The sequence below is a fragment of the Colwellia psychrerythraea 34H genome, from assembly GCF_000012325.1.
In the GTDB taxonomy this organism is placed as follows: Bacteria; Pseudomonadota; Gammaproteobacteria; order Enterobacterales; family Alteromonadaceae; genus Colwellia; species Colwellia psychrerythraea_A.
Map to the genome: position 1 here is coordinate 4,026,756 of NC_003910.7, position 20,187 is coordinate 4,046,942.

Consider the following 20,187-nt stretch of genomic DNA (forward strand, 5'->3'; position numbering starts at 1 on the left):
CTTATAACCCTTGCTCGTCAGCCATCTTGCGAGCAATTTGCGGTGCATTCCATAAGGACGGTAATAAGACCAGGGATACAGGTACTGCCGTTACTACAATAAAGGATTGCAATGCCGATATACCACCTGAGCCAATAGAGATAAGCAAAGCTGCCATAACCCCCATCATAACGCCCCAGAACACACGTAAAGAACTCTGTGGTGAATCAGTACCAGTCATTACCATAGATACTGAGAATGTCATTGAATCGCCCGTAGTCGCTACAAAGATAGTCGTTAATATCAAGAACAAGAATGATATTATCCAACCAAATGGCAACTGCTCTGTAATAGCCAGTAATGCTGCTGGTAAATTAAAACCAGTGAAAGGTTCTGAAATAACACCTGGTGTCGCTAACTCAAACGCTAAACCACTGCCACCTACAATAGTGAACCAAAAACAGGTGATAACCGGCGCAACCACTGAAATAGTTAAGATCATCTGACGGATAGTACGACCGCGAGAGATACGCGCAACAAACATCGCCATTAACGGACCGTAACCTAAGAACCATCCCCAAAAGAACACAGTCCACCAGTCAAGCCATGCAGTATTTGCACGATAAGTCGCCATTGGAATAAAGTTATTTAGGTAAAGACCAAAAGAGTGCAAGTAACTGTCAAAGATAAAAGCAGTAGGGCCAAATATTAAAATAAATGCCATTAAGAAAATTGCTAAAATAATATTGATACTACTTAAAAGTTGGATGCCTTTAGTAACACCACTCACAGCAGAAATAGTATAGATACAAATAAGACCAACTAATATGGATACTTGTGTTACGTAGGTATCAGGAATACCAAACAGTTTTTCTAAGCCAAAGCTTACCTGTAAACCAAGGAAACCAATAGGTCCAACCGTACCTGCCACTACAGCGAGTACACAACAAGAGTCAACCAGAGTACCAAAAGCACCTTTCATTACCTTGTCACCAAAAACAGGATAAAGTAAAGTACGCGGTTTTAACGGTAAGCCCTTTTCATAATGCAAATACATAAGCACTACGCCAGTCAAACTACCTAGAATGGCCCAAGCTAAAAAGCCCCAATGCATAAAGCTTTGTGCTAACGCATTATAAGCCGCTTCAGTTGTTCCTGTTTCCCCACCAAAATAAGGAGATGGGGAAGTAAAATGCGCCATTGGCTCAGCAGCAGCCCAAAAGACACCGCCACCCGCAAGTAGCGTACACATGATGATAGAAATCCATTTAAAGGTCGACATCTCAGGCGACTTTAGTCCCCCTAACACAACGCCACCAGTTCGACTTACCGCCATAAAGATCCCAATAACAAAAGTCAGGAGCAGGAGTACTTGCCAGTAAGCGCCAAAGATTTTAGTTGATGCTGCAAAGGTTGAATTAACCCAGTTAGACACCATTTTGATATCGTACAATGCGAGGATACAAAATAGCACAAGCGCGCCACCACTGATCAAAAATACGGGTATATCTACCCCTTCTAGGAATTTGATTTTAGGCATTTTAACCTCGCTCTCTTCCGCAATAGCTTTAGAAGTATTCATTATTATAGTCTCCTGATAGATCTCTTATCGTTATAATTTATATGTCACTATCCCTATATTGATTTCATACCAAACAAACTAACTTTTTTGATCAACTTTACATGATCAATCATTCAATCTATTTGGTATTGCTCAATACAAACTAGCGCTTTAACACTTGTGGTTTTAAACCCTCATCGAGTAAGTTCAACCAGTTCATGCCCATGACTTTGGCGATATCTTCCGTCCTAAAGCCTCGGTTTTGTAAACCTTTTGTAATATTTGGAAAGTCACGGCTATCACGAAACCAGGATAACGGACGAGGCCAATCAGCATTTGCTTTTGAGCCTTCTCCATAATCCATTTCCTTTGACCAACGTCCATTACGCATCCATTCAAGTACAGATAAGGGTTGTTCTTGACACAAATCTGTACCGATTCCAATATGATCAATGCCCATTAAATCTGCGGTATTAGCCACCATGTCGCAAAAATCATCCAAGCTACAATCAGGGCCATTTTTAAGATGAAACGGGTAAAGGCTAAAACCTAATAACCCACCTGATTCTCCCAATGCTTTTAGCACTGTGTCCGACTTATTGCGCTTGGCTTCATGAAAACTGTTCGGGTTGGCATGTGAGATCACAATAGGACGCTCTGATATATCTATCGCCTCTAAAGTACTGCGCTCTGCACTGTGGCTCATATCTACCACCATACCAACACGGTTCATTTCCTTGATTACTTGTTTACCAAAGCGAGTAACGCCACTATCTTCTGCTTCATAACAACCACAAGCCAATAAGCTTTGATTGTTATAAGTAAGCTGCATAATCATCAAGTTGAGTTCACGCATGATCTCAACCATGCCAATATCATCTTCAATGGGTGAACAGTTCTGCGCACCAAACATGATGCCGACCTTACCTAATTGTTTGGCAAGACGAATATCCGCCGCGCTTTTCACCGGCATGATCAAATCATGATGGATCTCAAACTGGCGATTCCATTCACCTATTCGCAATAATGTTTCTCTAATTTGTTCGTGGTAAACAACGGTGACATGCACCATAGTTACACCACCTTCTTTAAGCTGCTGAAAAATAGCCCGGTTCCAATTTGAGTACTGCAGGCCGTCAATGACAATAAGATCGTTATGCATAATGACTACTCGATTTATGAACGGATATAAGTGGTTTTTACGATAGTGTAAAATTCTTTTGCGTAGCTACCCATTTCACGTGAGCCAAAACTAGAATCTTTACGGCCACCAAAAGGTACGTGATAATCAGTACCTGCTGTTGGCAAGTTAACCATTGCACAACCTGTTTGAGCATTGCGTTTGAAGTGCGTTGCATATTTAAGAGATTGCGTACAAATACCGCCAACCAAACCATAATTGGTGTCGTTCAGTGTGGCTAACGCTTCGTCGTAATCTTTCACTTTAATCACACAAGCGATAGGCGCAAAAGCTTCGTCACGGTTAATCGTCATGGCATTGGTAGTTTCAGTGAATAAAGCTGGCGTTAAGTAATAACCCTCAGTTTCTTCAGTGATAACATCACCGCCACTGACTAACTTGCCACCTTCTTTTTTGGCTATTTCAAGGTAGTTAAGGTTTTGCTTCATTTGACGAGCATCTGCTACCGCGCCAATATGAACGCCTTCACGTAATGGATGACCGACAACAAGTTGCTTCATTCTTGCAACAACCGCGTCAACAAAACGATCATGAATACCTTCAGTCACGATTAAACGTGATGAAGCAGTACATTTTTGACCTGTACCAAAGAAAGCACCGCCAACAGCACACTCAACAGCGTTATCCAAATCAGCGTCATCTAGTACGATTAGTGCATTTTTGCTGCCCATTTCTAATTGGCATTTTACTAAGTTTGTTGCCGTTGCTATTGCAACTTTACGACCTGTTTCTAAAGAGCCAGTAAAAGTTAGTGCGTTAATCTTTTTAGAGTTAATTAACAAATCACCTACTTCTGCACCAGGGCCCATTACCAGGTTAAACGTACCTGCAGGCAAACCTTGACGTGAGATGATTTCAGTTAATGCCCAAGCACTCGCTGGCACTTGATTCGCTGGTTTTAAAACAACCGAATTACCAAACGCCAATGCTGGTGCTATTTTCCAAGCAGCGGTTGCTACAGGGAAATTCCACGGTGTAATAATACCGACAACGCCAACTGGCTCTCTGCGGGTTTCAATCTCAATACCTGGGCGAACTGAATCAGCTGTTTCACCCATTTGACGCAATACTTCAGCGGCATAATAATGAAAAAACTGACCAGAACGATAAATCTCGCCAGCGCCTTCAGGTAACGTTTTACCTTCTTCTCGGGCTAACAACTTACCTAATTCATCTTTACGTGCAATCAGCTCATCACCGATGGCCATCAATACTGAATAGCGTTGTTCTAAGCCACTTTCTTGCCATTCAAGTTGGCCTTTTATTGCTGCATCTAAAGCAGCTTCGGCTTGTTCTTGGTTAGCTTGTGCATAGTGACCAATAACATCACTGATGTCCGCTGGACTGATGTTAGCAAGTGAGCTTTCGCCTTCTACCCATGTGCCATTGATGTAATTGCAAAAAATTGATTCAGACATAAATACCTCCATAAAATAATTGAATTTATTATAGGCAGTATGTTTTAATAATAAAAATTAATAAAAAATATCTATTGATAAGGATTCCTTATGGCACTACCTGAATTTAAAATAGCCCAGTTACGTCACTTCGTCTGGGTAGCAGAATTAAAGGGGTTTCATACGGCAGCAGAAAAAGCTTGTCGAACTCAACCGGCAATATCTTTATCAATTCGAGATCTAGAAAATAAACTCAGTACGATATTATTTGAAAAGCGCAATGCGAAAACCTCAAATACTGAACTAACGCCTTTTGGTCAATATTTTCTACCTAAAGCGAAAGAGCTTATTGCCCACCATGACAACGTTGCTCAGGATATGGCCTTGATGAGTGAACATAAAACAGGTCATTTACGCCTCGCCTCAGTACCTTCTATTGCGTGTAGGATGTTGCCCGAATTATTGTCAAAATTTATCGCTGATGTGCCAGAGCTTCATATCAGTTTTTATGATGATAACTCCGAGGCGGTCTTAAGAAAGGTTGAAAAACAACAAGTAGATATTGGTATCGCTAGTTTGCCTCATGGACATGAACATGCCGATATTACTTTTACGCCTATTTGGGAAGATCAGCTTGGTGTGGTTTGTCGTGAAGATCACCCTTTTGCGGAAATGACTGAACTGCATTGGAAAGAATTACGTAAACAACGACTGATCAGAAATGGGACTTCTCGCTTGCTCGAAGATACTGAAGCAGAGCCGTTATTGAGCGACTCGCAATTTCTTATTTCTAATATGTTGTCATTAATCGCTATGCTTGAAGAAGGTCTTGGCATCACCACGTTACCCTGGTTTGCTTTTCCTAAAAATAATAGCAAACTTCGTTTTATCCCACTGACAACGCCTAAAATTGTCCGTCATATCGGCATAGTTCAACTCAAAAACAAATCGTTATCCCCAGCAGCAGAAGCCTTAGCAAACTTCATTTTAAAAAATACTAACCAAAAAAAGACTAGTGACCTTAACCCTGAATAAGTGCTGGAAACGATCACTCTGACAGCGACTTACTACAAGGAAAAATTTCACAATAACGCCTGCTGAAACAATCATACCCGTTACTATCAAAAGCAAGGATAGCTTTTGACCTTACTGACTCTCATCGGTATGTTAGATAGTCTCAACTTGGGATAAGTCACCTTACTCAACAATCAGTTAACTCTTAGTTAAAACAGATAGCAATTCACTAAACTTTACATTTACAAACGTGCAACTCTCAAAATTACTGCTACATTATAGTTTTAGCAGTACTTCTGTTAAGAGTAATAGTATTATTTAAAGGACTATCAAATGACTATTAAAGTTAGACTAACTGCCATATTAATTGTAATGATTATTTTACTCGCTACCGCAATAACCTCACAAAAAATAGCCACCAACAAAAACAAACATCAAACCCTAAGTAGTGATACGCGTTATCTTTCTTACTTGATCGCCGATGAATTTAGACAAAGCTCAATAGACTTAACCCGTCTTTGCCGATTATTTGTTGCTACTGGAGAACAAAAATATTGGGATGCTTATTGGCTCATTGTTAATTGGCGTAATGGCGAGGTTGAGCGTCCTAATAATGTTGATAATAATTTATATCCAGATCAGCGCATTAAGCAAAGTAAGATCATGAAAGAGTTAAATTTCTCAGCGAACGAGTTCACTTTATTAGAAAAAGCCAACAGTTACTCTAACACCTTGATTGCTACAGAAGAGCAAGCAATGCAAACTATTAAAAACGGAGAAGTAGCGCAAGGTCCATTCCAAAAATCCCCTAATGAAAGCATCAATGACTTTGCTTTACGTTTAGTCTTCAGTGATGCGTATCAGCAAGATGTTAAGAAAATAATGACGCCTGTAAACGCGTTTTTTAATGCGTTAGATAAACGCACCGCAGATGATTTACTTCGTTCACAACAAGATGCAAACTTTTGGTTAAGCAATAGTTTAATCGTGCAAGTAATCGTCGCCATAATATTACTTTCTCTAATGTTTTTTATGAAAGTCACCCTATTTAAACCCTTAGAACATGTCATTAATGCCATGAATAATATTGGTGGCGGCGATGGTGATTTAAGTCAACGTTTACATGAACACGGCAAGGATGAATTATCTTCTTTAGGTAAAGGTTTTAATCTATTTGCCAGCTATATTCAAACAGTCGTGATTGAACTACGTAGCGCAATTGGTGAAATTTCTAGCTCTTCAGCACAATTAAATACCACGGCAAATTTAACCGAGCAATCAGTTATCGAACAGAAAGTTGGCATTGAACAGGTACTTATTGCTATAGAGCAAATGATTCCCGCAGTGCAGGAAGTTGCCGTTAATGCATCGCAAGGACTTGAACAAGCAAAGCTTTCTGACGAAGCAGCAAAAGAAGGTTTACAAGTGGTGGACCAAGCAAATAATAATATCAACTTATTAGAAGTAGATATTGATAATGCTTCTGGAGTAATCAATAAACTTGCACAAGATACTAACAATATCGGCTCGGTATTAGATGTTATCCGTGGCATTGCCGACCAAACCAATTTATTGGCCTTAAATGCTGCAATTGAAGCAGCGCGGGCCGGAGAACAAGGACGAGGTTTTGCTGTGGTAGCTGATGAGGTTCGGACTTTAGCTCAGCGTACACAAGACTCAACGTCTGAAATTCAACAAATGATTGAGAAACTACAAGTTGGTGCTAAGGATGCTGTTAAGGTGATGGTACAAAGTAAAAACCGTACGACTGATTGTGTAGAAAATACCGGTCAAGCAGGTCATTCCCTATCTAAAATCACCTCATCTGTAGGAGAAATTACCGATATTAATAGCCAAATAGCCGCAGCGACTGAAGAGTTAAATGCCAGCATAGAGGAAATACGTCGTACTGTGGATAACATCAATCAACATGTAGAACGCACAGCTAAAGGCTCTCAAGAAACAGCCAATAAAAGTGACTATACCACTCAACTTACCAGTCAAATGCAGCTATTAATTGAGCGTTTTAAAACAGAATAATACCTAAGGGCTGTTGATTTTTTAATTGACAGCCAACTCATTGAACATATCAAGTCTATAAAACTATTTGCCACTCAGCGACAGTTAACAGGTTTACTGCAAGCATTAGTGAGGATAACTTATCCTGCATGTCTAATAGCCTACCTTCCTGTAGCACCTATGCAGAGACCAATAACGCTGCTTAGTTAAGGCTTTAACTTCCTATTAGGTAGTGGCCCTTTCGAAAACTTGTCAAAAGTTGATTAACTGCACAATACTCACTTGACTTATAATGACTAAATCAATTGTAACCACGCACATAACTTTCCGTACTAACATCATTACAAAATGTTTGCTCATGCTTACTTACATGCTGTTGTGTATTGGTATTAGCCGGGTGTTTATTCTCGCTAACAGCCACTTCTTTATGCTCTAAACCTGTAGCGTTTAAATAATTACTTTCGTCATGGGTTAGTGAATTCATTGTGCACCTCAATCAATTTATGCGGTTAAATATTTACCGCTGTTGGATATGCAATGATTATAGTAAGCCTTTTTCGATAATAAAAATTAATAAATAATATACAATGATAAAAAAAACTTATTACCTCTATTTAAAGTTAAAAAGCTTCATTGAAGTTTTAGCCCACCAATTCACCAACTACTCCTGCTATTGCCTTTTCATTAAACTTAACATTCTTCAAACAAACAATATGACTACCTTTAAGTAAAATAAAATAATAACTATACTATTCAATTAACTAGACAAGGTATATAAGTTTTTCTTATCAGACGATAGACCTTATTGCCTTGTATAAAGTGACTTAATGGGCGAAAAATAACATCACATTCAGTGAGGTCATTTTTTAGACTTCATTAATATCCGCGTTGATTTATTAAAGCTTCAACGAGTTAATGCTTGAATTTGCTTCTATACCAGAACAAGAACAACAAGAAAATCGAAGTCAATTCAGATAACATATTTTGTATAGCAAATGAGGATCAGTAAATGACAACTAATGCAGCTATCCACTCATCGCTTTGGGGTGAAAATTCTTTACCTCTTCGCCCTGCAAGTCAGGTGATGAAATTGGAACGCCTTGGCGCTTACCATCAAAGTCGCCTAAGTTTTATGCGTACTTTGGTACGTCGAATATTTCGTGAACGCTGGAAGATTGAACCTTCCGTTTTTAATCTCGATGATGATGGCTACGGCACGGTTGTCTATGAAGTCCAAGCCCCACATGGTTTGTTCAGCTTTGTTTTATTTTCTGATTACCTTTCACCAGATGAACGTAATGACCGTGTTATTGCCACCAAATGGGACCTTACTATGGCCCTGGTTGAAGGTAAGGTTGACCAAGCTTATATTGAACAATTACGTGAAAACGTCCCTAAACAAGAAGCCGGACGCGTAGATGCCCGTGTTTTTGTTTTATCTCGAGCCAACCGCAGTGCACGTAACTTTGATTATGTGGTCAATCAACTTGCTGCAGGTGAACAACCTGATGTGGCTAAGATTGTTGAAGTAGGTTATTTGTATCGCACCACAGCAGTTTATGGCAGTGGTAAACTCGGTATGGCTGATTGGGAAAAAGTCAGAGAAAAACATAAAGATTTTGCCCGACCATTTGCTGGTGAAATGTTTGTTTGTCTGATGCTACGGAACTTTAGTTTATTACAAGTCGAACATATTGCTCGTCATAAAAAACCCGACACATTCAATCCAATGAAGCCTGAGATAAAACGCTACTTTGGCATCGGTAATTCAACGGGCCTTGGCATGGCGCCCTATTTGGTCAATCATCCGCTTCTTATCAACCAATGGATAGAAATGCGTGAACTGGCTCTAGCACGCGTTCGTGCACTAGGCAGCGTTAATGATCAAGTACGTGAAACCATTAGTCAACTAATTGACCGCAGTGCACAACACACCCTTGAAACACAGACCGAAGATGAATGGCAAACCAATAATAATAAAGCGGTTATTGAAGATATGGCCTGCCTGAAAAGTCGTATTGAAGGTGGCTTTGACTCATGGAACGAGCTAGTTGAGTACAGTGAACAACATTGCTCGTTGCAGGGCCAAGAAATGTTGGTGTCTTGCATGTTAGAAATATACCCCGAACTTGTCGACGAATTAGAGGATTTTCACAGTGCAGAGGAGTTTTTAGACCTTGACCCACTCATGCCTGCTGGACAACTTAGAGATATCATCGAAAAACGTTATGACTGGGCATTAGCAATAGATTTTGACGCAGAAGGCGCTCGAGAAACTTACTGGTACCGTTCAGAAGAAAAAATGGAACCTCGTCTAGGCAGTGTTGCTGATATTGAAGGTAAGAAGAAGCAAATGGCACTGGGTGTCGGTTATGCCGTACGTAAATGTTATAACCAATTAATTGATTATATCGCGCAAAACCCCGATGACACCACGGCTCGATTTATGGTTTCACATCCAAAATTACGTGGGATTGTACGACGCATTCAGGGCATGAACCGCTGTGTTTATGGTGATATCCAAGCAAATCTATTAGATCGCGAAGTATTACCGATGCACTTATTGCGCGCCAAGTTAGCTTTTTTTGGTGTAAGTAAGTTTGATCCTCGTTCTCGTTTATGGGTACGTAATACCATGTTCCAGGGCGCGCCACTATTAGAAGAAATTGGCCAATCATTTAATGACGACTGGTTTATGCCACTAGCACCAAAGCAATAGGAGAGTTCCGTGAATATTTCAATGAATGAATTAAAAGCAGCTCTACGCAGATGCTTTGAAGCAAGTGATTACTTTGTCGGTAATTATGAAGATGCAGCCAACATGGTGCTTTGGTTAGAAAAGCATGGCTTAAATGGCTTGAGTGAGTTCAAATTAGCCTTGCCTTATATTGGTGAAGATAAAAACAAACCATTAAGTAATGTAATTTATGAAGATAGCACTTCAGCAATTATTGATGCTCACCATCGTAGCGCCCTTAATTGCATTGCTGCAGCGGTAGACCTAGCACACGCTAAAGCATTAGAAAGTGGTATAGCCACAGTCACAGTGCATAATTGCCACAACAGAATTTTTATTCTAAAAGCACTGACAGATCGTGGTCGTAGCGGTATTAGTGCCGCAGCTTATTGGCAAAACGGTAGTGATACCGTGACCGAACATACTGCTGCCATCCGCTCAGGTCAACGCTACCCAAGTTACAGTGAGGGGGTTACCAATCTAACAAGCAGTGAAAATGACAAACAAGCGCTTACTATTATTTGTAGCTCACGAGTAGACTTAACGTCTTCTTTGCAAAATAGTAAAAGTCATTTTATTAGCCCTAAACAAGTTGAAAGTAATAAAGAGCATACTGTTGAACATGGTATTGAAATTGATGCTGGTGTTTGGGAAGAAATTAATAAAATAGGCTTGGGCGTATTAGTTGAAAATACCGAGCGTTCACGAAAAGATGCCGGTGGTAATTAATACCAATCGGACTAATTTATTGATCACTTAGCGAGAATTAAAAGGCTTAGAGGCAAGGCATTGATTGAAGAGAATAGTTATTCTATTGTCAAAATCAATAACGCCACTTATAAGCCTTTCAAACTCGCCCTTCGGGAGCTCATTAGCAAACTGATAACATCACAAAATGAATGAAATATAGACTAACTATGTTTAACTCATTTTGCTTGTTTTAAGCTCGCTAATGTAGCTCTAAGGTGACCAATAAATTAATCGTTTGGTATAAAAGGCCTTTAACTACTGTCGACAGATACAAGGTATTTGTCGACATAAAAACCTCCTTTTAAGGTGCCAATATTTTGCATAATCTAGCAATAGCCCCCCTCAGCGGTATCTTACCTATTACTGAACCTCCTAAGCAAAAGTTACACCAAACACAACTGTTTGAAGTGGCGGTTTCGATTAGTATCAATGGCATTAGCCAAGCGGTAATGATGGCATCTCCAGAGCATTTAAAAGACTTTGCCCTTGGTTTTAGCTTAAGTGAAGGCTTGATTAACTCATGCAACGACGTGTTGGATATCATTGTTCACTCTCATCAATGTGGCTGGCAAGTTGATCTACAGGTTTTAGCAAGAGTTCAGCACCAACTTAAACAGCGACGTCGCACTATGGCGGGGCCAAGTGGTTGCGGTCTTTGTGGACTTGACTCCATTGAAGCGGCAATGTCATTAAATGTCCCCCAAGACCAAACGACTAAAACGCTCAAGTTACCGTCCGAGCAGGTGATCATTCAAGCGAAAGATGCCTTGCCAAGACTATTGAAAAGTTCAGGGGGTACAAGAGGAAATCACTGCGCAGCCTTTTTTGATTTATCTGCACATATAGTCGCGTTTCGAGAAGATGTTGGTCGACATTCAGCATTGGATAAATTACTTGGTTGTTTATCCAATAAAAAGCAAGCGACTAATGAGGGCTTTGTCTTAATAACAAGTCGTTGTAGCCACGATTTAATCGCCAAGGCTGCCCGTTTATCTTTAACAACCTTAGTCACACTAGCGCAACCAACTGACTTAGCAGTTAGTTCGGCCCGTAAAACACAATTAGCCTTATTTTGCTTCCAACACGGGCAACTAAAACGCTACGCTTAACAAGAGAACTTACATGTCTACGTCAGCAAAAAAAAAGTCATCAAAAGCCTGCTCCTCAAAAAGAAAACCTGCCTACTCTTCACCCGCTGGTGGTTGGGGCGCACTAAGAAGCTCAGCTAAACATTTGATCCAAAGTGAAAATGCAGCCAAAAGCGTTAAAGCATTACTTAGAGCAAATCAGCCTGGTGGTTTTGACTGCCCTGGCTGTGCATGGGGAGATTCAGGAAGCGCCGGCAAAGTAGATTTCTGTGAGAATGGTGTTAAAGCTATTGCATGGGAAGCGACCAGTAAGCGAGTCGACAGTAATTTTTTTAAACAATATTCTATAACTCAACTGCAACAATGGGATGGTCATTCACTTGAAAAAAGTGGTCGTTTAACCGAACCAATGTTTTACGACGGGATAAGTGATCACTACCAACCCATTAGCTGGGAAGACGCTTTTAAGGTGATTGGTAATAGCCTGCAACAACTCTCTTCGCCCAATGAGGTATTATTATATACCTCAGGTAGAGCAAGTAATGAAGTCGCTTATTTATATCAGTTATTTGGCCGAGTGCTGGGAACTAACAACTTCCCTGATTGCTCGAATATGTGCCATGAAGCCTCAGGTATTGGTATGACAAATAGTATAGGTACAGGCAAAGGTACTGTAACCATAGATGATTTTTCTAAAGCTGACGCCATTTTTGTCTTTGGCCAAAACCCTGGTACCAACCACCCCCGCATGCTGGGAACGTTGCGAGAAGCAAGTAAAAGAGGCGCTAAAATTGTTTCAATAAACAATTTAAAAGAACGTGGATTACAAAAATTTTCAGACCCACAAAGCCCAAAAGAAATGATATTTTTAACAGGTACAAATATTAGTCAACATTATTTCACGCCAAGATTAGGCGGCGATATGGCATTATTACGCGGGGTGGCTAAATGTTTATTCGAACGGTTTGAGCAGGACAAATCGGTACTTGATACTGATTTTATCCAAGAACATTGCCATGGTTTTGAAGCGTATCAACGTAGCGTAGCATCAAGTGCTTGGGATAAAATCCTTGGTCAATGTAATCTAAGTAGAGAAGAAATTGAACAAATAACGACGATATACGCCAGCAGTGATAAAGTCATTTTCACTTGGGCGATGGGGATCACGCAACACCGTCATTCTGTCGATACAGTACAAGAACTGCTTAATGTGCTAATGCTACGAGGCAATATAGGTAAGGCTGGTGCTGGCGCATGCCCTGTTCGTGGTCACTCAAATGTACAAGGAAATCGTACCGTTGGCATTGATGAAAAACCGCCTATGCCCTTTCTTGATGCGTTAGAAAAACGCTACTCTTTTAATGTTCCACGTGATCATGGCTTTAATACCGTTGACTCCATTCATGCAATGCTTGCGGGTAAGGCTAAAGTATTTATTGCCCTAGGTGGTAATTTTGCAGCGGCGACACCCGATACAGCACGTAGTTATCAAGCCTTACAGCAATGTGATTTAACCGTTCAAATCAGTACTAAGCTAAATAGAAGCCATGTGGTAACAGGAAAGCGTGCGCTAATCCTTCCGTGTATTGGCCGTACAGAAGTCGATCGTCAAGTCAGCGGTGAGCAATGCATCACGGTAGAAGATTCTATGAGTATGGTGCATAGCTCAACGGGGCAAAATGAACCAGCCTCTGAGACGCTTCGTTCAGAGACCGCTATTGTAGCTGGTATGGCAATGGCATCGGTAGGCGATAAAATAGTCGACTGGCATAAACTAGCGAGTGATTATGCACTCATTCGGCAAGAAATCAGTGTCGTTATTCCTGACTTTGAAGATTATAACGCCCGCATAAAAGAAGGAAGAGGTTTCCACCTGAAAAACCCTGCTGCACAACGTCAATGGTGCACACCGACGAAGAAGGCGACATTTTTTGATGCGAATCTACCAGAACAACTCGCCCATGAACGTGCACAATCACTGACCGATAAACCAGTATTAACGCTGCAAACATTGCGTTCTCACGATCAATACAACACCACCATTTATGGCATGGATGATCGTTACCGTGGCGTTTATGGTGAGCGAAACATTATCTTTATGAGCAGTGAAGATATTAATAAGCAGGCATTAAATAATGGTGATTATGTAAAAATAACAACCATCTCAAACGATGGTATCGAACGTTCTCTATCTAATTTCAAAATTATTGAATACCCAATAACTTCAGGATGTGTAGCCGCTTATTATCCTGAAACCAATCCTTTAGTACCATTAGAAAGTATCGCTGATAATTGTGGAACACCAACGTACAAATCTATTGCGGTATCAATCGAGAAAATATAGAAACTTACAAAGGATTTTCAAAGAAAAAGCCTCACAACTGAGTCAGTAGTGAGGCTTAAATTTTCTATAGTAGTGAAATCAATATCGATTTAATTACTATTCTTCTGATTGTGTTATTTCTACATCCATGTCATCAGCGACTGAGTTTCCACTCAGTATTGCGGTCACAGCCATGATAATTACTGCAAATATCACGGTTGTTAATTTGAAACCTCGCGAAGACGAATTATTCATTGTTTTACCTTTGTCGCTGCCTGTTTGATTTATTATTAAGTTGTACTATTTATGAACAGGCACGATGACACTAAACTATTAACTTTTTTTTTACAAGTTTTTTCATGAAGTTTTGTTAACAAGGTTTTTCACTCATTTTTTAGAATAAAATTAACTCATTAAATCAAATATTAATCCTTGCTGAATTTCTTGCTGTTCACTTGATGATATGGTGACTCGAATAGAAGCATTTAAAACTCCTGCGCCAGAACTTAAAGCGCCTAAACTGGTATCACCACCTAGTAATTGACTGTATTTAATAGCCATAGCCAATGCGGTGCTATCTGCAGTCAAATCATCATGACTTTGAGCATGGAACGTTTGCTCATTTGAATTAGTTAAATTAGTTGAATTAGTTGAAGCAGGGTTTAACGGTGATAAAGTAAAAAACAGGCTAGTATCTGCTAATTTATGTTTGTGAAGCTTAACCGATAATCGCAGCGAATCGACTTTCAATAAATGATGTGCACTTTCAATCAGAGCATTGAGCAGTTTTTGTATATATAACTCATCACTATTGAGGTAGTGAGGCACACTCTCATCAATCAAGAAAAAAATGGATTTCCCTTCATACGCATTGCTTGCTTTTAATAACGACTCGGTGCGCTGTAGAAAACCATAAAAATCAAAACAGTCTTCTTTAGCTGTTATTTTTCCTGACTCTATATTAGATAAGTCCATCATAGTATCGAGTAACAGTGCAACATTACTGCCCGCATGGCTTATTCCTGTGACCTGCTTATTATTGATGCCTTTTTTCTTTAGCTGCTCCACAAATGCTTTCACTGCTAATAGTGGCACCCGCAACTCTTTGTTTAGGCTCTGTAAGAAATTACTTTTAGCTAAACTTTTTTGTTCTGAGCTCTCTTTAGCTAAAATAAGTGCTCTGGTCTTAATATCAACTTGCTGCCCTAGCTCACTCGAATAGGCGGCCATCATTAATACCAGCATTTGAAATAATACGGCGCCAAATGTTCCTCCAATGAGAACCGCCCACGCTTGCCAACTTTTTGCCTGACTAAACCAAGGTTGTTTTTCCGCAATGTCAATTTGCCAAAGTCGAGAAAACACCTCAATCGTAATCGTATCAACATGGCGATTTACCGTAGGAAAAGCCTGGCCAAAGAGAGAAAGAGGTTGGCTACCTGAAACATCTTGAATAAAAAAACTGACCTCTTGCTCTTTTTGCTGAGCGAGTTGCTCAAAAAAACTATCAAACTGAGCGACAGCGACCACAAAACCTAATAATTTACCTTCCTTAATTATTGATAACTTCTGCTGAGCTTCGTTACTAGCAAGTTCGTTAACCTCAGGCGGTAAAAAAACGGCCTTACTAAATAACATACCGGGCTTAGCTAATTCGTCTTGTACTAAAGTGATTGGTGCACTAGCAATCACTGCTTTGCTATTAACAACAACTTGCATAGACAAAATATGCGTAGGATTACTATAAACATCTAAACCTAAAGCTTCCTGGTTGTTGTATTGAGGGTAAATGTAATACAAAGGAGCATATTGAGTACGGGACTGAGCTGGTATGGTATTGCCATTTGCTAACAGCTCTATAATAGCAAAGTCCTTTTTCAGTGCTTTTCTGCTTTCTTGTTCAAAGCCGGCTCTATCGGCAAAGGGAACAATTGGAGCCCACTCTAACGCTCTTACGCTTGAGCCCTGCTCAAGAATACCTTCACTAAATAAGTTAAATTCTGTTAATGAAACCTTCTCTCTGGCTTTAAATAATGCGGCAAGACTATTAATGTTGTTCACAACGTCATCAACTTCAGCGAGTACTAAACGTTCTACCTCTGTTTTAGATTGGTTAAAAAGTGCTTGTCTATAGTCTTGCTGTTCATGCTGGGAGGTTTTAAGCAGTAATAAAATAGCTAAACCACCTAAAATAGAAGTAAAACTGACAAAGAGTCGTTTAGTCAATTTAAACCGTTCCGCATTTTTAATGAGTAACAATAATGGAATAAAAAATACCGCAGCTAACATACTCGTCGACCAAGTATTAACAAAGGTATAGAAGAAAGTGCCTGTCATTACTTGATTATCAAGCATAGCAATCACTAATACTGAGCTGGCAGACACTAAGCTTGCAATTGGGCCTATACGTAATATAAAGAAAAACAGCTGCTTTCTTGATGTTAGCCATTCTTTATAATGAATAAAACGATAAACAAGCTGTTTAGTCCAACACCCTTGTAAAATGATGGCTAGTACGGCAATAGTCATCACCGATAAATTGGCATCTAGATGAAAGTAATAGCCCAGACCAACTGCCAATAGAGGGCTCACCAGTAATACAGCGATAAGTGGTGTGATCCCCCAAATAAGCAGTAGACCACTAATAAGCGCCGCAGAAGGACCGACAAAGTTTACTAGAGATTGTGGATTGATTAGCCATATCGCGCCAAAACAAACGGCAAGATATAAAATGGCAGAAATAATAATACGCGGTAAGTGGAGTTGCATCATAAGTAATTATTTAAGATCGGCATGGTCAGTCCGTTAATCAATTGTAAATATTCATCTTAGCTTTCAACTATAGTATCTGAATAATTAACCTCTATACAAAATAATATAAAGAATTCCATAATATAATTTGCGCTACGTGCTCTGGTAAGCGAAAATACGCGCAATTTTTATTCTTTCAAGACTATAAGATCTGGAGCTACTATGTCATCGCGTCAAGAGTTAGCAAATGCTATCCGTGTATTAAGTATGGATGCCGTACAAAAAGCAAAATCAGGGCACCCTGGTGCACCTATGGGTATGGCCGATATCGCAGAGGTATTATGGCGTGATTTTTTAAAGCATAATCCAACTGACCCAAACTGGGCCGACCGTGATCGCTTTATTTTATCAAACGGCCATGGCTCAATGCTTATCTATTCACTATTGCATTTATCGGGTTATGATTTATCTATTGAAGATTTGAAAGAATTCCGTCAATTGCATTCAAAAACCCCAGGTCATCCTGAATACGGTTACACACCAGGTGTTGAAACAACGACGGGTCCATTAGGTGCTGGTATTGCCAATGCCGTGGGTATGGCTATTGCTGAAAAAACGTTAGCAGCACAGTTTAACCGTGAAGATCATGCGATTGTTGACCATTTCACTTATTGCTTCTTAGGCGATGGTTGTTTAATGGAAGGTATCTCTCATGAGTCTTGTTCACTAGCCGGAACTTTAGGTCTAGGTAAACTTATCGCTTTTTGGGATGACAATGGCATTTCAATCGATGGTAAAGTTGAAGGTTGGTTTACTGACAATACCCCTGCTCGTTTTGAATCTTACGGCTGGCATGTTATTTGTGTTGATGGTCATGACCCTCAAGCAATTACTCACGCTATCGAAGAAGCTAAATCAGTCATTGATAAGCCAAGTATGATTTGTTGTAAAACTATCATTGGTTTTGGCTCACCAAATAAGTCAGGTACTCATGACTGTCACGGCGCACCATTAGGTGATGACGAAATTGCCGCAACACGTGAATTTTTAAACTGGTCACATGCTCCATTTGATATTCCAAGTGACATATATGAGCAATGGGATAGAAAAGAAAAAGGTCAAGCGAGCCAAGTGAGCTGGAATGACAAATTTGCCGCTTATAAAGCAGCACACCCTGGTCTTGCAAGCGAATATGAACGTCGTGTGATTAAAGGTGAATTACCTGCTGAATTTGAAGAAAAAGCAAATGCTTTCATTCAACAGTGTCACGAAAGCAGTGAAAACATTGCTTCACGTAAAGCATCACAAAATGCGATTGAAGCTTTTGGTAGCGTTTTACCTGAAATGTTAGGTGGCTCTGCCGATTTAGCTGGCTCAAACCTAACGTTATGGTCTGGCTCTAAAGGTATTCAAGAAGATGCTGCTGGTAACTATATCTTTTACGGCGTACGTGAATTTGGTATGAGTAGCATAATGAATGGTATTTCATTGCACGGTGGTTTTGTTAACTACGGTGCGACTTTCATGATGTTTATGGAATATGCACGTAATGCGGTTCGTATGTCGGCATTAATGGGCATTCAAAATATCTTTGTTTATACCCATGACTCTATTGGTCAAGGTGAAGATGGTCCAACGCATCAGCCTATTGAGCAGTTAACTAACTTAAGAACTACACCAAACTTAACGACTTGGCGTCCATGTGATGCAACAGAGTCTGCTGTTGCATGGAAAGCTGCTGTTCAAAGCCAAAAAGCGCCAACAGCGTTAATATTTTCACGTCAAGGTTTACCTGCAATGAGTCGTACTCAAACGCAAGTAAGCGATATTGAAAAAGGCGCTTATATTTTAGTTGATTGTGCTGGCACACCTGATGTTATCTTAATGGCTACAGGCTCTGAAGTTGCTTTGGCAGTTAATGCAGCAACAGCATTAACTGAACAAGGTAAACTAGTGCGTGTGGTTTCTATGCCTTCAACGAATGTTTTTGATAAGCAAAGCAGCGACTACAAAGAAGCTATATTACCGTTTAGCGTAACTAAACGTGTCGCTATTGAAGCAGCACATGTTGACTTCTGGGCTAAATATGTTGGTCTTAGTGGCGCAGTTGTTGGTATGACAACATTTGGTGAATCAGCTCCAGGTAATGTATTACTTGAGCACTTTGGTTTCACTGTAGACAATGTTGTAAATACTGTAAACAAGCTATAAGCAAATGAGTTAAGCGAACTACCACTGTTGAAAATAGCAGTGTTAGTTCGCATTATCCCATAAGTTATTACTAGCTTATCGATTAACACCATCCATAAATGCAGTAAAATCATGACAATTAGAATTGCCATTAATGGCTTTGGCCGTATCGGTCGCAGCGTAGTTAGAGCGCTATATGAAAGTGGCAAGACAGATTTATTCACCTTAGTTTCAATCAATGAACTAGCACCTGCTTCAGGCATAGCACATCTATTAAAGTATGATAGTACGCATGGTCGATTTCCTTTCAGTGTTAGTGAGAAAGAAAACCAATTAATTATCAATGGTGATGAAATAGCATTAACGCATATTGGTAACTTAAATAGCCTACCTTGGCAGCAACAAAATATTGATATTGTCCTTGATTGTACCGGTAAGTACGGCAATAAAGCTGATGGTTTAAGCCATATTAATCGAGGCGCTAAGAAAGTTTTATTCTCTCACCCGGGCAGCCAAGATATTGATGCAACCATCATTTACGGCATAAATCATCAAACATTAACGTCAAGTGATAGGGTAGTATCAAATGGCTCCTGTACAACAAATTGTATAGTGCCCGTGATTAAAGTCATCGATGAAGCATTCGGCGTTGAGAGTGGTAGCATCACCACCATACATTCATCAATGCATGATCAACAAGTCATTGATGCTTATCATAAAGATCTACGCCTCTCTCGTGCAGCAAGCCAATCAATCATTCCAGTCGATACTAAACTAGCTGCGGGTATTGAACGAATATTACCAAAATTTAAAGGCCGCTTTGAAGCGATTGCCGTTCGCGTACCTACAATCAATGTTACCGCAATGGATTTAAGCCTTACCGTTAATAATGATGTTTGCATTTGTGACATCAATCAAGCGATACAAGCCGCGACCAGTAACCATGATTTGTATGGCGTATTATCGTATACCGAAGAGCCACTGGTTTCGGTCGATTTTAATCATGACCCTCATTCTTGTATCGTCGATGGTAATCAAACACGAGTCAGCCATAAGCGTTTAATTAAAATGCTGGTTTGGTGTGACAATGAATGGGGCTTTGCCAATCGCATGTTAGATACTGCTATGGCAATGCATCAAGCAGAAAACTAAGAACAAGTTACTAAATTTTATAGAC

At 39.9% G+C, this 20,187-nt stretch carries 14 protein-coding genes; 8 read left to right on the forward strand and 6 right to left on the reverse strand.

All coding sequences use genetic code 11. From position 1 onward, the window contains the following. Window position 1: 1 nt before the first annotated feature. The 3 genes from CPS_RS17270 to CPS_RS17280 form a co-directional block, all read right to left on the reverse strand. Window positions 2–1,561, reverse strand: a complete 1,560-nt coding sequence (locus CPS_RS17270) for a BCCT family transporter (protein WP_011044608.1) — start codon at window positions 1,559–1,561, stop codon at window positions 2–4. A 142-nt stretch (window positions 1,562–1,703) separates the two neighbouring features. Then, window positions 1,704–2,702 carry a dipeptidase gene (locus CPS_RS17275; protein WP_011044609.1) on the reverse strand — a complete coding sequence of 333 codons (999 nt, stop codon included), beginning with the start codon at window positions 2,700–2,702 and terminating at the stop codon, window positions 1,704–1,706. A 14-nt stretch (window positions 2,703–2,716) separates the two neighbouring features. Next, entirely contained in the window at window positions 2,717–4,159 is a 1,443-nt protein-coding gene (locus tag CPS_RS17280; RefSeq protein ID WP_011044610.1) for an aldehyde dehydrogenase family protein, read from the reverse strand. Window positions 4,160–4,249: 90 nt separating this feature from the next. Between CPS_RS17280 and CPS_RS17285 the strand changes: the two genes are divergently transcribed. Both CPS_RS17285 and CPS_RS17290 read left to right on the forward strand, forming a co-directional pair. Beyond that, the gene (locus CPS_RS17285) at window positions 4,250–5,173 is read left to right on the forward strand and encodes a LysR family transcriptional regulator (RefSeq protein ID WP_011044611.1); all 924 of its coding nucleotides are present in this window, start codon (window positions 4,250–4,252) and stop codon (window positions 5,171–5,173) included. 312 nt (window positions 5,174–5,485) lie between these two features. Beyond that, window positions 5,486–7,192 (forward strand): methyl-accepting chemotaxis protein, encoded by a 1,707-nt coding sequence (locus CPS_RS17290; RefSeq protein ID WP_011044612.1) that lies wholly within the window; start codon window positions 5,486–5,488, stop codon window positions 7,190–7,192. 280 nt (window positions 7,193–7,472) lie between these two features. Here CPS_RS17290 and CPS_RS17295 read toward each other — a convergent pair whose 3' ends face one another. Then, window positions 7,473–7,655 (reverse strand): hypothetical protein, encoded by a 183-nt coding sequence (locus CPS_RS17295; protein ID WP_011044614.1) that lies wholly within the window; start codon window positions 7,653–7,655, stop codon window positions 7,473–7,475. Between the two features lie 525 nt (window positions 7,656–8,180). Between CPS_RS17295 and CPS_RS17300 the strand changes: the two genes are divergently transcribed. The 4 genes from CPS_RS17300 to CPS_RS17315 all read left to right on the forward strand — a co-directional run bounded on the left by CPS_RS17300 (window position 8,181) and on the right by CPS_RS17315 (window position 14,090). Further along, the gene (locus CPS_RS17300) at window positions 8,181–9,890 is read left to right on the forward strand and encodes a hypothetical protein (protein WP_011044615.1); all 1,710 of its coding nucleotides are present in this window, start codon (window positions 8,181–8,183) and stop codon (window positions 9,888–9,890) included. 9 nt (window positions 9,891–9,899) lie between these two features. Beyond that, on the forward strand, window positions 9,900–10,637 hold the full coding sequence (locus CPS_RS17305) for a DUF3726 domain-containing protein (RefSeq protein ID WP_041737116.1): 738 nt from the start codon (window positions 9,900–9,902) through the stop codon (window positions 10,635–10,637). A 338-nt stretch (window positions 10,638–10,975) separates the two neighbouring features. After that, window positions 10,976–11,767 (forward strand): formate dehydrogenase accessory sulfurtransferase FdhD, encoded by a 792-nt coding sequence (gene fdhD, locus CPS_RS17310; RefSeq protein WP_011044617.1) that lies wholly within the window; start codon window positions 10,976–10,978, stop codon window positions 11,765–11,767. A 13-nt stretch (window positions 11,768–11,780) separates the two neighbouring features. Continuing rightward, entirely contained in the window at window positions 11,781–14,090 is a 2,310-nt protein-coding gene (locus tag CPS_RS17315) for an FdhF/YdeP family oxidoreductase (protein WP_011044618.1), read from the forward strand. Between the two features lie 96 nt (window positions 14,091–14,186). Here the strand turns inward: CPS_RS17315 and CPS_RS23960 are convergent, their stop codons facing one another. Continuing rightward, window positions 14,187–14,324 carry a hypothetical protein gene (locus CPS_RS23960; protein ID WP_157825856.1) on the reverse strand — a complete coding sequence of 46 codons (138 nt, stop codon included), beginning with the start codon at window positions 14,322–14,324 and terminating at the stop codon, window positions 14,187–14,189. 150 nt (window positions 14,325–14,474) lie between these two features. Continuing rightward, on the reverse strand, window positions 14,475–16,841 hold the full coding sequence (locus tag CPS_RS17320) for a CHASE domain-containing protein (RefSeq protein WP_011044619.1): 2,367 nt from the start codon (window positions 16,839–16,841) through the stop codon (window positions 14,475–14,477). Window positions 16,842–17,042: 201 nt separating this feature from the next. On the opposite strand from CPS_RS17320, the gene tkt reads away from it, so the two are divergent. Together tkt and epd are read left to right on the forward strand one after the other, a co-directional pair. After that, entirely contained in the window at window positions 17,043–19,031 is a 1,989-nt protein-coding gene (tkt, locus tag CPS_RS17325; RefSeq protein ID WP_011044620.1) for a transketolase, read from the forward strand. A 111-nt stretch (window positions 19,032–19,142) separates the two neighbouring features. Beyond that, the gene (epd, locus tag CPS_RS17330; protein WP_011044621.1) at window positions 19,143–20,162 is read left to right on the forward strand and encodes an erythrose-4-phosphate dehydrogenase; all 1,020 of its coding nucleotides are present in this window, start codon (window positions 19,143–19,145) and stop codon (window positions 20,160–20,162) included. The last annotated feature ends 25 nt before the right edge of the window (window positions 20,163–20,187 follow it).